We start from the raw sequence: 14,812 nt of genomic DNA on the forward strand, positions 1-14,812 counted from the left end.
CAGTGATGACACGACGCACGGCCCGCGAAGGCCGCGCGTCGCGGGGTTCAGCGTACGCTGATGCGCCAGGCGCGGTGGATCTTGCTGTTGCGGGCGAAGTCCTGGTCCAGGGTCTGGGCGCTGATCTCCTCGACCTGGTAACGCGCCGCAAGGCCCTCGTCCAGCTCGAACTTGCGGAAGTTGTTGGAGAAGTACAGCACTCCGCCCTTGGCCAGGCGCGCCATGGCCAGGTCGATCAGCTCGACGTGGTCGCGTTGCACGTCGAACACGCCTTCCATGCGCTTGGAGTTGGAGAAGGTCGGCGGGTCGATGAACACCAGGTCGTACTCGCCGCGATCCTCGCGCAACCACTCCATCACGTCGCTCTGCACCAGGCGCTGCTTGTCGGAGAAGCCGTTGAGCGACAGGTTGCGCCGCGCCCAGTCCAGGTAGGTCTTCGACAGGTCAACGCTTGTGGTGCTGCGCGCATCGCCCTTGGCCGCGTGCACGGTGGCCGTGGCGGTGTAGCAGAACAGGTTGAGGAAGCGCTTGCCGGCAGACTCGCGCTGGATACGCAGGCGCATCGGCCGATGGTCGAGGAACAGGCCGGTGTCGAGGTAGTCGGTCAGGTTGACCAGCAGCTTTACGCCACCCTCGTCCACTTCCATGAAGCGGCCCTCGGCGCTCTGCCGCTCGTACTGTTTCTTGCCGGCCTGGCGCTCGCGACGCTTGATGACGATGCGCTCGGTGGGGATGCCCAGCGCCTGCGGTAGCGCGGCGAGCGCGTCGAGCAAGCGGATCTGCGCCTTCTCCGGGTCGATGGACTTGGGCGCCGCGTACTCCTGTACGTGTGCCCAGTCGCCATACAAATCCACCGCCAGGGCGTATTCGGGCATGTCAGCGTCATACACCCGGTAGCACTCGATCTTTTCCTTGCGCGCCCACTTGCCGAGTGCCTTGAGGTTCTTCTGCAGGCGGTTGGCAAACATCTGCCCACCTTCGCTCAGGCGCGCCTGCTCGATCACCGCAGCGCCCTGCGCTGGCGTTGACTCACTGCGTTCGCCACGGTCACCGGTCACGAACTGGCGCGGCTCCACGTCGAGCATGATCAGCTTGCAGGGCAGCGCGCCGTTGAAGAAGGCGTACTGCTTGTGGCTGCGAATGCCCATGCGCTTGCCCAGCTCCGGCGCGCCAGTGAATATCCCGGCGATCCAGCCCATGCAGCTCTGGCGCAGACGCTCGCCCAGGTGCTGGTAGAGATAGAGCAGGCTGGCTTCATCACCCAGGCGCTCGCCGTAGGGCGGGTTGCAGATGATCAGGCCCTTCTGGCCCTTGTCCGGACGCGGCTCGAAAGTGGCCAGCTCGCCCTGGTAGATCTTCACCCACTCGCCGAGACCGGAGCGCTCGATGTTGTTACGCGCCGGCTGGATCAGGCGCGGGTCGGCTTCGTAGCCGCGAATCCACAGCGGAGTCCTGGCCAGGCCAATCTCGGCGCGCTGCTGGGCTTCGTCTATCAGCTTCTTCCAGATCGCCGGTACGTGGCCCAGCCAGTTGCTGAAGCCCCAGCGCTCGCGCTTGAGGTTCGGCGCCACATCAGCGGCAATCAGGCCGGCCTCGATAAGGAAGGTGCCGACACCGCACATGGGGTCAGACAGCGCGCCGCCCTCAGCGGCGATCTTCGGCCAACCAGCGCGGATCAGCACGGCAGCGGCAAGGTTCTCCTTCAACGGCGCGGCGCCCTGCTGCAGGCGGTAACCGCGCTGGTGCAGGCTGTGACCGGAAAGGTCCAGAGACAGCACAGCCTGGCCGCGATCCAGGTGCAGGTGCACACGGATGTCCGGGTTGACCTTGTCCACGCTCGGACGCTGGCCGAACTCGGCGCGCAGGTTGTCGACGATGGCGTCCTTCACCTTCAGCGCACCGAAGTGGGTGTTGTCGATGCCCGAGCCCTTGCCGCTGAACTCCACCGCCAGGCTGCCGCCGGCGTCCAGATGGTCACTCCACTGGACGGCGTTGACGCCCAGGTAGAGGTCTTCGGCATTGCTGACCGGGAAGCGCGAGAGCACCAGCAGCACGCGGTTGGCCAGGCGCGACCAGAGGCACAGGCGGTAGGCCGTCTCCAGGTCGCCCTTGCCGCGAATGGCCGACACCTGGGCACGCGCCTCGGTCAGCCCGAGCGCCTGGGCTTCCTCCAGCAACAGGCCATCGAGCCCTTTCGGGCAGGTAAGGAAGAGATCGTGCAAATCCGACATGCAAATAGTTCCCGGGCCGTAGCCCTTTCATCAAAGCCGCTTATGGCCTTGTCGGCCACCTCGGGTTCATTCGAGAGAACCCAGGCAACCCCTGTAGTCATTTTCAGGGATGGACCGGCAACCGGCCTGCGGCCTCGCGTCGCAGAAAGTCATCCCACTCGTCGGAACGAGAGGTGGTCTCAATTAGACACACATTCCTCTTGATCCTCGGCAAGCTCCCGCCCCTGGCGGGTTATGCCGTACTGGCATTTTGCAAACCGGACGAACCTTATGGCCCAAACCCATAAGAGTTACGTCCTTATGACAAATTGGTCATTCACAGCCCCGGAACCTTTCGATAGAACTCGGGGTAATCCTTCACCGCAATGGTGTCGGGCGGGGCGCGTCACGCCGGCAATGCGCCCCATTTGGCGGAACATTCCGCCCGGCCTCCCTGGGGGGCCAACGGGACATAACAGTCAACAAGTGAGGGCAACACCCTATGAGAAGACTTAAGCGTGATCCGTTGGAAAGAGCCTTTTTGCGCGGTTATCAGCACGGCATCACTGGAAAATCTCGCGATCTCTGTCCGTTTACCCATCCCACTACCCGGCAATCCTGGCTCAATGGCTGGCGTGAGGGCCGTGGCGACAACTGGGATGGTTTGACCGGCGCCGCCGGTATTCAACGAGTGAACCAATTGCAGCACGCAACAGGCTGAATCCAGGGTCACCCCCGACTTCCCCAAGCCGCCCCATCCGGGCGGAAAAGGGCGCAAGCCCAAGGGCTCCGAAAGGAGCCCTACTTATTTCTACTGTCTGTATTTCTACCGTCTGTAGCTACCCCGCAGGAGCTAGGCCCGCTTGGCCGCCGCAATGGCGTCCACCGCTTCGCGGATCAGCGCCGGGCCCTTGTAGATGAAACCCGAATAGATCTGCACCAGGCTCGCGCCCGCAGCGATTTTCTCAGCCGCATGGGCGCCTTCGGTGATGCCGCCAGCGGCAATGATCGGCAAACGACCACTCAGCTCACCAGCCAGCACCTTGACGATATGGGTGCTCTTCTCGCGCACCGGGGCGCCTGACAGACCGCCCGCCTCGTTGCCGAACGGCAGGTTCTCGACGCCTTCGCGACTCAGGGTGGTGTTGGTGGCGATCACCGCGTCCATGCCCGACTCGATCAGCGCGGCAGCGACCATCGCGGTTTCCTCATCGCTCATGTCCGGGGCGATCTTGATCGCCAGCGGCACGCGGCGGCCATGCTGCACGGCCAGGTCTTCCTGACGCTGGCGCAGCGCTTCGAGCAATTGCTTGAGCGAATCGCCGAACTGCAGGCTGCGCAGGCCGGGGGTGTTCGGCGAGCTGACGTTGACCGTGACGTAGCTGGCGTGGGCGTAGACCTTGTCCAGGCAGATCAGGTAGTCGTCCACCGCCCGCTCGACCGGGGTATCGAAGTTCTTGCCGATATTGATGCCCAGCACGCCCTTGTACTTCGCCGCCTTGACCCGCTCGATCAGGTGATCGACGCCGTGGTTGTTGAAGCCCATGCGGTTGATGATCGCGGTGGCTTGCGGCAGGCGGAAGATGCGCGGCTTGGGGTTGCCCGGCTGCGGACGTGGGGTGACGGTGCCGATCTCGACGAAACCGAAGCCCAACTGGGCGAAGCCGTCGATGGCATCACCGTTCTTGTCCAGGCCGGCAGCCAGCCCCACCGGGTTGGCGAATTCCAGTCCCATGACCTTTACTGGCAGGCTTTTCGGAGCCTGCGTCAGCAGGCCGTTGAGGCCCAGGCGGCCACCGGCGCCGATCAGGTCGATGGACAATTCATGGGAGGTTTCCGGGGAGAGCTTGAACAGGAGCTCGCGGGCCAGGCTGTACATGGTCGGGCATCGGTCGGCAAAATGGGGCGCTATTATAGCCAGCCCGCCCTCGCTCAGGCGAGGCGACGCAGCGCCAGCAGCCGCCCGGAATCGTCGAATTCCAGCTCAAAGCTACCCTGGATACCGCTGTGGGTGACGAATGGACGCAGGTGATGCGCTGGCAGATTGACCTGCCGACCATCGCGACTGAGCACCTGGACCCGGTTGGCATGCCCGCGGTAGAGCGCCTGCAGCCGGTCCAGCGGCAACGAGATATCGAGAACTACGCGAGCCATGGAGGCCACCTCGAAAGTGATGGGAAGAATTTTGCCACAGACCACGCGCCAATCGGCGTCAGGGTTTCCTATGCTTAGGGCAATTCGCCGCGCATCCGCTCCGGCGCTTCCTGCACTGACCGTCCGGCCATCGGGAGTCTTGCGTCGTCCATGAGTCAACCACCCCGCCCCCGCAGCGTGACCAGTCGTCTTGCCGCCCTCGCCCAGCGCCTGGGTATCGGCGGCGCCGACGGACACAACGTGGCCGAGCGCAGTCGCATTCTGGATCTGCCCTTCGAATCGCTGCCGGCACTGGCCAGTGGTATCGGCTGGCAATCCGGGCCACCGCTATATCGCCTGATCGACCTGCCGCGCGGTGCTCTTTCCGGCCCGGTGCAGGAGGACAAGGCGCGCATTCACGCGGTACTCAAGCGCCTCGTCGCCGTGCGCCAGGAAGAACATCCCGCTGTCGACCTGCGCAGCATCGACGGCCTCTGCTGCCGCACCGTGCTGGACAGCTCGCGGCCGACGCTGGAAGAGCTGTCCAACTGCGACAACTGCCGCAAGGTACGGATCATCAGCTACAACGATTTCACCAAGGTGCTCGGCGTGGCCCTGCCTGGCTTCGAGCGCAAGGCCCCACTGCAGCTGCGCAGTGCCGGCTGGCACGGATCGAGGTTGTTCTGGGACGACGACAACCATCCCTGTGAGCTGGCCAACGCAGTGGTCTACGCGCGCCGGCGCGGGCTGGAGATCATTCTGCCGGCCAGCATCCAGCGCTTCGAGCTCCAGTCGGCGGTTTTGGATGAGCTGGAGCGCGACTTCCACATGCTCGGCATGCCGACCAAGGCATGGAGTGATGCCGCCTTCATGGAGTTGCTGCTGGAGACCGGCATGCCCTATGCGCGCTTCGGCCTGTTCAACTCGGAGACCCCGGAGAGCCTGCTGCTGCCCCGCGATCATCCACAGTCGGACGCCTTCGGCCGTGGCCTCAGGGAAGCCGGCGCCGCGGATGTCATTGCCTATCTGCGCCGCGTCGGCGCTGCGGCCTGACATCACTCGTCCCGCTTCAGTAGCTCTTCCTCCTCCTTGCGCAGGCTTTCCAGCACTTCTTCATGCCGGGCCTGCCACTCCTCCAGGCTGAGACCACTGGTGCTGAGCAATTGCGGATGGCGCTCGACCAGATAGACCGCCGCGCGCTGGGCGGAGTCGGCGACCTTCCAGGTCACCCGGGCCGAATCGAGCGGCCCTTCGTAGGTGATCCAGCGGCTGAAGTCCTCGTAGACACTGCAGACCTTCTGGAAATCCTCGTCGCGCATGCGCTGATTGCCGTACTCGATGTTCTCCACATCCTTGGGCTTCATACCGACAGTTTCGGCAAAAGCGCGGCGCGATAATCCAGTGAGCGAACGAAGCGCCCGTAGTCTTTCTCCTGCGGTGAACAGGAAATGTTTCTTCACCATATGTCATCCATCTCCGAGACTGCGAAAGCTCGGCAAAACACCCTAATAGTTGGGATAAAGTGGCTATCCAGAGCGAGGCAGAGGCCCGTGGATCAGGGGTGCGAGATGGTGCGGGATACCGCATGAACGATGAAAGTGAATTCACCGCGGATCTGCTGGCGGGGGGTTATTACGTGACGCCTCAGCGCTTTGCACAGCTGATAGGTCTGAACGACCGCCAGACCATTGTGCAGCGCTGGATCGATCTCGGAGAGATTCCCACACGCTGCATTGGCGGCCAGATCCTGGTGGACCTGGGCGCCCTGATCCTGATGACGCAGCCGGATCAGTCCTGATCGGCTTCCTGCGCCGCCTGCAGCGCCGGCACGGCCGGAATGCCGATTTCCACGCAGAGTTGCATGACGCGCTCCAGGTCGTTGCGGTAGACCAGTACGCATTGCAGCTCGGTATCCAGCGGCTCGCTGAAGTCCACCAGTACGTAGCCGCCCTTCTCCGGATAGAGTGCGCCGAGTTGAGTCTGGATGCGGTTCAGTGCGGCCAGCGGCTCGGCCTTGCGCAGCTGCTTGGCCTGCAGCACAAAGCTCACGCTCGGATCGAAGGACGCGCGAATCTCGCCGAACAGCTCCTCGTAGCTGTCGCCCATGAACAGCACGATTTCCGGCAGGCTGCCCGCCACGACCCACTCGCCCAACGGAATCGGGAAGCTCTCGTCGTAGTTGATATCCGGATTGGCGGCGAGGAAGGTCTGTGGATCGGCGTACGCCTGGGCGGCTTCGTCGGCGATCTGCGTGATCTCTTCCTCGCCCAGGCAGCCGGAGCTGATCAGCGTGAGGAGTTCGACGATTTGCGCTTTCATGGGGAGGTCCTGCGTAGAAATGAACAGCCGTGAAGGATATCGCTATTCGAAGAAAAACGCCGTAGGCAGGGAACCTTCTGACAGACCGATCGGTCGGATTTCGCCAGAACGATACTCACTATTGAACGGGATGATTTCTGCTCGACCCAAGCGGTTGATAGCCTGATTTCCATTCCGAACCAGCCTGCGTGCAAAAGCCATGAACCGTGTCCTCGCTCTTTTTACCCTGATCATGCCCCTGTGGATGGTGGGTTGCGCCAGCCAACCGGCGGCGCAACACGAGCCGTACAGCGACGAGCAGGTGAAGTCCTTCGCCGTGAAGATGCTGGGGGCGAGCAACATGTCGGACGAGCTGTTCGCCAAGTACCGGCGGGCGCTGACCGAGCCGCATGAGGATGGGCGGAGCGGGAGCTGATTGGGTTTTGGACCCGTTTTTAATTGCCTATCCAGGGCGTTCCTGCAGGCTAGCTCTGTTGTCTTTGCTTTTGTAGGAGCGGAGCTTCTCCGCGATGCTCTTGCTTTGGGTGTTCTGCGCCGCTTCGGCGCGCGCGCGGGGTCTGTGTTTCGCCCCCTCGGGCGAGTCCCTTTTGTCAAACGCCACAAAAGGAACCAAAAAGTCTCGCCCCTCCATCCGGCTTTTCGCTTCGAGAAAAGTACCCTCGGTTCTTCGGAGTTCCAGGGGCCCGCCACGAAGGGCCGTCCCTGGCCCATCGTGGCTCTCGCGACATCCATGTCGCTCAACCCCTGAAACTCCGATCACCTTCGGCCTCCTGAAAGGGGCACTCCGGAGCGTGCGGATATTCCTCTGGAAGACCTCAAGAGCAAAAGCGAGAGCCGGTGTTTGCGTAGGGCGCATACCCCGGAACAGGTTATCCGCCGATGCCACCACGGCGGGTAACGCTGACACGTTATCCGCCCTACCAACCGTTCGCGAGCAAGCTCGCTCCTACAGCACCGCCAAACACCGGAGCGCTCTTCGTAGGAGCGAGCTTGCTCGCGAACCCGCCCTGGAACCCCCGCAACCTCAGGCGAAAAAAAGCCCCGCACAAGGCGGGGCTGGAGCATCAAAAGGTCAGACGGTTCGGAGCATCAGGCCGGGCAGACGCCCTGCTGGTTGCTCTGTGCCAGATCGAGCAGCTCGCGGTTGGCCACGGCGTACATCGCATAGTCGGTGCTGGTGGAAGCCCGCAGCTCGGTGAGCATGGCGCGCCAGCGGGCGACCATCGGGGCGTGCTGTTCCAGCCACAGCGCCACACGCGCATCGATCTCCGCCGGGCCATCCGGCATCTGCAGCACGGAGACGGTGATCGCCCGCTGCTGCCAGTCCAGGTCGTCACGGAAGGCTTCGCGGGCCAGCGCCTGCCAGTTGTTTTCCACCGGCAGGGAGCTGATCTGCTGCAGGTACCAGGTCAGTTCCAGCTCGCTGCCCAGGGCGAAGTAGGCGCGCGCCACGTCGGCCGGGTCGCGGCCGGTGACGTCCGCCGCTTCGACAATCGGCAGCAGGGTGTAGAGGTGACTGGTGCCAGCGACCATGCGCGCCAGTAGCTCCGGCACGCCAGCATCGACGTAGGCCTGGTAGCGCGCCTGCCACAGCTCGCGGGTCGGGCCTTCGAGCAGTTCGTTGAGCTTCAGGCCCAGGGCAGCAATACGCGGGCCGAAGTGCGCGACGTCGCGGGCGGCGTCCTGCTCGTTGCGACGGCTGCGCAGGAACCAGCGCGTAGCACGGCGTCCCAGACGCATCAGCTCGTCCATCAGAGTCAGCTGCACCTCCGCAGGCACCTGGTAGTCCAGCGCCTCGATCTGGCGGAACCAGTGCGGCAGATGGAAGACATCGCGCACGATCACGTAGGCACCCGCCACGTTCGCCGGCGTCATGCCGGTGGACTCCTTCAGGCGCTGCACGAAGGTGATGCCCATGTGGTTGATCAGGTCGTTGGCGATCTGCGTGCTGACGATCTCGCGCTTCAGGCGGTGCCGGCGCATGGCCGGGCCGAAGGTGTCGACCAGGGTCTGCGGGAAGGCCGTCTCCATGTCGCGGGTGAGGTAGTCGTCGTCCGGTACCAGCGAGCCCAGCAGCTGTTCCTTCAGATCGATCTTGCTGTAGGAGATCAGCACGGCGAGTTCTGCGCGAGTCAGCCCCTGGTTGGCGGCGATGCGCTCGGCCAGGGCGTCGTCGGTGGGCAAGAACTCCAGCGCGCGATCCAGCTTGCCACGGCCTTCCAGATCGCTCATCAGCCGCTTGTACTCGGCAATGCGCTCGCGGGCGCGGCGCTCGGCCAGGGACAGCGCCTGGGTCTGCTTGTAGTTGTTGCCCAGCACCAGATCGGACACCTGGTCGGTCATTTCCGCCAGCAGCTTGTTGCGCTGCTTGCTGGTCATGTCGCCGGCGGTCACCACCTCGTTGAGCAGGATCTTGATGTTCACCTCGTGGTCGGAGCAGTCCACACCACCGGCGTTGTCGATGAAGTCGGTGTTGCACGCACCGCCGTTGAGGCCGAACTCGACCCGCGCCAGCTGCGTCATGCCGAGGTTGCCGCCCTCGCCCACCACTTTCACCCGCAGCTCGCGGCCGTCCACGCGCAGGCCGTCGTTGGCCTTGTCGCCGACGTCGGCGTGGGTTTCCTTGCTCGACTTCACGTAGGTGCCGATGCCGCCGTTCCACAGCAGGTCCACCGGCGCCTTGAGCAGCGCGTGGATCAGCTCGGTCGGGGTCAGGCGCTCGGCGTCGATGTCGAAGCGCGCGCGCACTTCCGGCGTCAGGGTGATGCTCTTGGCGCTGCGCAGGAAGATGCCGCCACCGGCGGAAATCAGCGAGGTGTCATAGTCGGACCAGCTGGAGCGCGGCAGGTTGAACAGGCGCTGGCGCTCGGCGAAGCTCGCCGCCGCATCCGGGTTGGGGTCGAGGAAGATGTGCATATGGTTGAAGGCCGCCACCATCTGCAGCTTGTCCGACATCAGCAGGCCGTTGCCGAACACGTCGCCGGCCATGTCGCCGATGCCGATGACGGTCACGTTGTCCTTCTGCACGTCGATGCCGCGTTCACGGAAGTGTCGCTGCACCGAAACCCAACCGCCACGGGCGGTGATGCCCATGCCCTTGTGGTCGTAGCCGGCCGAGCCGCCGGAGGCGAAGGCGTCGCCGAGCCAGAAGTTGTAGTCGGCGGAGAGGCCGTTGGCGATGTCGGAGAAGGTCGCGGTGCCCTTGTCCGCCGCCACCACCAGGTAGGGGTCGTCCGGATCGTGGCGCACCACGTTGGCCGGCGGCGCGATCTGGCCTTCCTTGATGTTGTCGGTGATGTCGAGCAGCCCGGAAATGAAGATGCGGTAGCAGGCGATGGCCTCGGCCTGGATTTCATCGCGGCTGCCGCCAACCGGCAGGCGGCGCGGAATGAAGCCGCCCTTGGCGCCGGTGGGCACGATCACCGCGTTCTTCACCTGCTGCGCCTTCACCAGGCCCAGCACTTCAGTGCGGTAGTCTTCCTCACGATCCGACCAGCGCAGGCCGCCACGGGCCACGTCACCGAAGCGCAGGTGCACGCCTTCCACCCGCGGGCAGTAAACGAAGATTTCGAACTTCGGCGTCGGCCGCGGGATTTCCGGGATGGCCTTGGGGTTGAACTTGAAGCTGAAGTAGCTCTTGTTCTGCCCGGCCGCGTCCGGCTGGTAGAAGTTGGTACGCAGGGTCGCCTTGATCAGGTCGAGGTAACGCCGCAGGATGCGGTCCTCGTTGAGCACCTGGACATCGTCCAGGGCGGTGAGGATGGCCTGTTCGAGCTTCTGCTGCTTGTCTTCCAGGTCGTCGGCGGTGAGCTTGCGAGCCAGGTAGAAGCGCGTCTTGAACAGCCGCACCAGTTCGCGGGCGATATCCACATGGGCGTTCAGCGCGCTGGCGATGTAGCCCAGGTCGAAGCCCAGGCGAATCTGCTTGAGGTAGCGGGCGTAGGCGCGCAGCAGCGCCACGTCACGCCACGGCAGGCCGGCGGTCAGCACCAGGCGGTTGAAGGCATCGTTCTCGGCGTCGCCGTTGACGATGTGGACGAAGGCGTCCTGCAGGGTCTCGTTAAGCTCCTGGATGTTGACGTCCAGGCCTTCGGCGTAGGTGAAGGCGAAGTCGTGAATCCAGTACTCGCGACCGTTGCTGTGGCGCAGGCGATAGGGGAACTCGCCGAGCACGCGCAGGCCGAGGTTCTCCAGGATCGGCAGGACGTCGGACAGCGCCAGCGGCGTGTCGGCGTGGTACAGCTTGCAGTGCAGCTGCTGCTCACCCTGGGCCAACGGCTGGTAGAAGCTCATCACCAGCGGGCGGCTGTCGGAGAGGCTGGACAGGTGCTGCAGGTCGACCACCGCAAAATGCGCGGGGAAGCGCTCGCGGTAGCCGGCCGGGAAGCCTTTGGGGAAGTCTTCCAGCAGGTTGTTGCCCTGCCCTTCGCCGAAGTTCTCCAGCACCAGCGCGGCGTAGTCGTCCTGCCAGGAGCGGCAGGCCTGGATGGCTTCCTGCTCCAGCTGGGCGGCGTCGACGTCGATGCGGTTCTTCGGGTCGACGCGCAGGATGAACTGCACGCGGGCCAGGGTGGATTCGGAGAAGAAGGTCCAGAACTCGCAGTCGCTGGCCTTCAGACGCTCCATCAGCACCTGCTGGATCTTGATCCGCGTTTCGGTGGAGTAGATGTCGCGCGGCACGTAGGCCAGGCAGTAGGCGAAGCGGCCGTACGGGTCCTTGCGCAGGAACAGGCGGATCTTGTTGCGTTCCTGGATCTGCACGATGGACATGGCGGTGTTGTACAGCTCGTCCACCGGGGTCTGGAACAGGTCGTCGCGCGGCAGCACTTCGAGGATCTGCGCCAGCTCCTTGCCCAGGTGCGCCTTGCTGTCGAAGCCGGAGTTCTTCAGCACGGCGGCGACCTTGCCGCGGATGAAGGGGATGTCGAACACGCTCTCGGCGTAGACCGCCGAGGTGTACAGGCCGAGGAAGCGGAACTCGCGGACGACCTTGCCCTTGGCGTCGATCTCGCGGATCGACACGTAGTCCGGGTAGGCCGGGCGGTGCACGCGGCTGGGCTGCGAGGCCTTGGCGAAGGACAGCAGCACCGGCTCGCGCAGGTAGGCGACGGCGTAGTCCTCGATGTGCAGGTCGTCCTTGTTCAGCCCGGCGCGCAGCAGCTTGGTCAGGCCGAGGAAGGCCTTCTCGTCGTACACCAGGTGGCCGCCGTCGGCCTCCTCCTGCACGGTGAATTCTTCATAGCCAAGGAAGGTGAAGTTGTTGTCCAGCAGCCATTCGAGGAAGGCGCGGACCTCGGCGGTCTCTTCCGCCCTTGCCTTGACCTTGGATTTGCCCAGCCAGGCCAGCAGTTCTTCGGCCTTGGTGCGCATCGCGGGGAAGTCGGCGACGGCCAGGCGGACTTCACCGAGCACGTCCAGCAGGGCCTTCTCCAGGGTGCGCAGTTCAGCAGCCTGGGAGACACGGTCGATCTCCAGGTACATCAGCGATTCCTGATGCACGTCCTTGCCGGTGCTGTTCTTCGGCAGGATTTCCAGCAGCTCGCCCTTGGCGTTGCGGCGCACGCTGAGCACGTTGGTCTGCAGGGTGTGGATGCTGTAGCCGCGGCGGTTCAGCTCCATGCGCACCGAGTCCACCAGGAACGGCTGGTCCGGGTGCAGCACCTGCACGGCGGTGTGGGTGGACTGCCAGCCATGCTTTTCGTAATCGGGGTTGTACACCGCCACTTCAGGCTGGGCGGGTTTGAAACGTTCCAGCAGGCGCCAGGAAGACAAGGTGCAGCCGACCAGGTCGGACAACCTGCGCTGGGTCAATTCGTCGAGGGAGATGAAGCCGAAGAACTGCTCGGCGAACAGGGCCACTTGTGGCAGGCCCTTGTCGTCGACGTGCTGCGCCAGGGCCGCTTTCAGTTGTTGCTGGAAGTCGGCTTTGCTGGCCGCGGTGAAGAACGCCATGTTGTTACTCCGCTGGACTCGTTTTGATGGATTGAGCGTAGAACGCATATCGTCTTGTGTCGGGCCACAGGTATAGCCGGGCAGTGTGACCCACGATTGACAGCCCCGACCGGGCGGTCACTCATCCCAGCGAGCTTATCGGGAGTCGACCGGCGCTGGCTTACGGGGCTGCGACATATTCGTTCAACGGCATGCAGGCGCGCGCCTACGGGGAGACGACAGAAATCGCCGTACGATCGTTCCGTATCTGACGAAAGAAATGTCATAGCGCTATCATGGCGGCCCCAGGCCTGGAACGGACGCCATGCAACGCCACCCTCCCCTGCACCGCCCGCTGCTGCGCCACCTGGGTAACCTGCTCGTCACCCTGCTGGGAGTGACGCTGCTGGTCCTCGCCTGGCTGTTCCTGGACGAGGCGGTGCGGCCGCTGCTGCTGGGCGCCATCCCGGTCTACCTGGGCGTGCTGCTGCCGCGCATCGTCGGCCGCGACGAGCGCCTGCGCCGGGTCGAAGCCGCACGCGAGCGCTCAGTGCGCGAGTGGGGCTTCTGCAGCCGCGACCGCAGCGGCCCGTGGATCAACTACATCGACTTCCCGCTGGTGCGCGAGGACGCGCTGTTCAACGGCCGCTATTTCTATAGCGAATGGCTGGTGGTGCATGACGGACGCATCATCATCAACCCCGGCCCGGCCAGCGTAGACCTGGCCGATGGCACCGTCAGCTACGACTTCGGCTGCACCCGCACCTACGCCTGGGACGGCTGCTCGCCCAAGGTGCCGTTCTTCTGGGTCGCCACCCTCGGCACGCCGGACTGGTGGGAGCACCTGGAAAGTGTGCAGTGCCTGCGCCACGGCCAGCAGAAGGAACACGTGATGTTCTGGCCGGTAGCCCACCACGCGAGCCTGGTGCATGACGCGCTGTACCAGTTCCTCAACGTCGCCCCGGTAACCAAAGCCGAGGCCGACGAGCTGTTCCACCGTATGCTGCTGGAGGCCGGCATGCCGCGCCTGCTGGCCTGGATCTACCGCTTCGCGGTGATCCACGGCGGCGCCCGCGACATGCGTCAGCAGCGCAACGCCAACAGCACCCTGCGCTGCCTGAGCCCGCTGCCGGGCACTACGCCGTCGCAGGAATCACTAGCGCCGCACAAGGCTCGCAGCGCAGCGCTGCAAGAGTGAGAGCCGATGCAGTAAAGTAGGCGGCCCGACAGCCCCACCTTTCGTCCAGGAAATCCACGCGATGGAACATCGTGAGTCGCTCCTTGCACTGCGCCAGTATCTCTCCAGCCAGATCCTCGGCCAGGAAAAGCTCATCGAGCGACTGCTCATCGCCCTGATCGCCGACGGCCACCTGCTGGTGGAAGGCGCACCGGGCCTGGCCAAGACCAAGGCGATCAAGGACCTGGCCGAAGGCCTGGAGGCCGAGTTCCACCGCATCCAGTTCACCCCCGACCTGCTCCCGGCCGACATCACCGGCACCGAAATCTATCGCCCGGAGAACGGCAGCTTCGTGTTCCAGCAGGGGCCGATCTTCCATCACCTGGTGCTGGCCGACGAGATCAACCGCGCGCCGGCCAAGGTGCAGTCCGCCCTGCTCGAAGCCATGGCCGAGCGCCAGGTCAGCGTTGGCCGCAGCACCTACGACCTGCCGCCGCTGTTCCTGGTAATGGCGACGCAGAACCCCATCGAGCAGGAAGGCACCTACCCGCTGCCCGAAGCCCAGCTCGACCGCTTCCTGATGCACGTGAAGATCGGCTACCCGGAAGCCTCCGTGGAGCGCCGCATCCTCCAGCAGGCCCGTGGCGAGGCGCTGAACGGCGAGACCAAGCCTGAGCGCCGGGTCACCCAGGAAGCCATCTTCGCCGCCCGCCACGAAATCCTCGGCCTGTACATGGCCGACGCGGTGGAGGAATACCTGGTGCAGCTGATCATGGCCACGCGCACCCCGGCCAAGTACGACGCCGAGCTGGCCGAGTGGCTGTCCTACGGCGCCAGCCCGCGCGGCTCCATCGCCCTGGACCGCTGCGCACGTGCCCACGCCTGGCTGGCCGGGCGTGACTTCGTCAGCCCCGAGGACATCCAGGCGATGCTCTTCGACGTGCTGCGCCATCGCCTGATCCTCACCTTCGAGGCGGAAGCCGCCGGGATCGACCAGGACCGTGTGGTCCAGCGCATCCTCGACGTGGTCGCCGTCGCCTGA

General features: G+C 64.5%; 12 protein-coding genes. 6 read left to right on the plus strand and 6 right to left on the minus strand.

Annotation, left to right across the window (positions count from 1 at the left end):
- Nucleotides 1-47 precede the first annotated feature (47 nt).
- Nucleotides 48-2,231, minus strand: a complete 2,184-nt coding sequence (gene rlmKL, locus QO207_RS17345; RefSeq protein WP_301533570.1) for a bifunctional 23S rRNA (guanine(2069)-N(7))-methyltransferase RlmK/23S rRNA (guanine(2445)-N(2))-methyltransferase RlmL — start codon at nucleotides 2,229-2,231, stop codon at nucleotides 48-50.
- 481 nt (nucleotides 2,232-2,712) lie between these two features.
- Between rlmKL and rmf the strand changes: the two genes are divergently transcribed.
- A complete protein-coding gene (rmf, locus tag QO207_RS17350; RefSeq protein WP_081519407.1) occupies nucleotides 2,713-2,931 on the plus strand; it encodes a ribosome modulation factor in 219 nt (72 codons plus the stop codon).
- A gap of 132 nt (nucleotides 2,932-3,063) precedes the next feature.
- On the opposite strand, the gene QO207_RS17355 is transcribed toward rmf, so the two are convergent.
- Nucleotides 3,064-4,089 carry a quinone-dependent dihydroorotate dehydrogenase gene (locus tag QO207_RS17355; protein WP_301533571.1) on the minus strand — a complete coding sequence of 342 codons (1,026 nt, stop codon included), beginning with the start codon at nucleotides 4,087-4,089 and terminating at the stop codon, nucleotides 3,064-3,066.
- A gap of 53 nt (nucleotides 4,090-4,142) precedes the next feature.
- Nucleotides 4,143-4,364: a DUF2835 domain-containing protein gene (locus QO207_RS17360; RefSeq protein ID WP_301533572.1), complete on the minus strand. Its 222-nt coding sequence runs from the start codon at nucleotides 4,362-4,364 to the stop codon at nucleotides 4,143-4,145.
- 150 nt (nucleotides 4,365-4,514) lie between these two features.
- Between QO207_RS17360 and QO207_RS17365 the strand changes: the two genes are divergently transcribed.
- Nucleotides 4,515-5,396 carry a DUF6685 family protein gene (locus QO207_RS17365; RefSeq protein ID WP_301533573.1) on the plus strand — a complete coding sequence of 294 codons (882 nt, stop codon included), beginning with the start codon at nucleotides 4,515-4,517 and terminating at the stop codon, nucleotides 5,394-5,396.
- A 2-nt stretch (nucleotides 5,397-5,398) separates the two neighbouring features.
- Here QO207_RS17365 and QO207_RS17370 read toward each other — a convergent pair whose 3' ends face one another.
- The gene (locus QO207_RS17370; protein WP_301533574.1) at nucleotides 5,399-5,806 is read right to left on the minus strand and encodes a helix-turn-helix transcriptional regulator; all 408 of its coding nucleotides are present in this window, start codon (nucleotides 5,804-5,806) and stop codon (nucleotides 5,399-5,401) included.
- A 122-nt stretch (nucleotides 5,807-5,928) separates the two neighbouring features.
- On the opposite strand from QO207_RS17370, the gene QO207_RS17375 reads away from it, so the two are divergent.
- Nucleotides 5,929-6,141 (plus strand): DNA-binding protein, encoded by a 213-nt coding sequence (locus tag QO207_RS17375; RefSeq protein ID WP_301533575.1) that lies wholly within the window; start codon nucleotides 5,929-5,931, stop codon nucleotides 6,139-6,141.
- Here QO207_RS17375 and QO207_RS17380 read toward each other — a convergent pair.
- Nucleotides 6,132-6,662 (minus strand): hypothetical protein, encoded by a 531-nt coding sequence (locus tag QO207_RS17380; RefSeq protein WP_301533576.1) that lies wholly within the window; start codon nucleotides 6,660-6,662, stop codon nucleotides 6,132-6,134. The genes QO207_RS17375 and QO207_RS17380 overlap by 10 nt on opposite strands.
- Nucleotides 6,663-6,861: 199 nt before the next feature.
- Here QO207_RS17380 and QO207_RS17385 point away from each other — a divergent pair, with 199 nt between their 5' ends.
- The gene (locus QO207_RS17385) at nucleotides 6,862-7,077 is read left to right on the plus strand and encodes a hypothetical protein (protein WP_301533577.1); all 216 of its coding nucleotides are present in this window, start codon (nucleotides 6,862-6,864) and stop codon (nucleotides 7,075-7,077) included.
- Between the two features lie 674 nt (nucleotides 7,078-7,751).
- Here the strand turns inward: QO207_RS17385 and QO207_RS17390 are convergent.
- A complete protein-coding gene (locus QO207_RS17390) occupies nucleotides 7,752-12,614 on the minus strand; it encodes an NAD-glutamate dehydrogenase (RefSeq protein ID WP_301533578.1) in 4,863 nt (1,620 codons plus the stop codon).
- A gap of 304 nt (nucleotides 12,615-12,918) precedes the next feature.
- On the opposite strand from QO207_RS17390, the gene QO207_RS17395 reads away from it, so the two are divergent.
- Both QO207_RS17395 and QO207_RS17400 read left to right on the plus strand, forming a co-directional pair.
- On the plus strand, nucleotides 12,919-13,791 hold the full coding sequence (locus QO207_RS17395; RefSeq protein WP_301533579.1) for a DUF1353 domain-containing protein: 873 nt from the start codon (nucleotides 12,919-12,921) through the stop codon (nucleotides 13,789-13,791).
- A 61-nt stretch (nucleotides 13,792-13,852) separates the two neighbouring features.
- The gene (locus QO207_RS17400; RefSeq protein WP_038803712.1) at nucleotides 13,853-14,812 is read left to right on the plus strand and encodes a MoxR family ATPase; all 960 of its coding nucleotides are present in this window, start codon (nucleotides 13,853-13,855) and stop codon (nucleotides 14,810-14,812) included.

The organism is Pseudomonas sp. CAN1 (assembly GCF_030462585.1).
In the GTDB taxonomy this organism is placed as follows: Bacteria; Pseudomonadota; Gammaproteobacteria; order Pseudomonadales; family Pseudomonadaceae; genus Pseudomonas.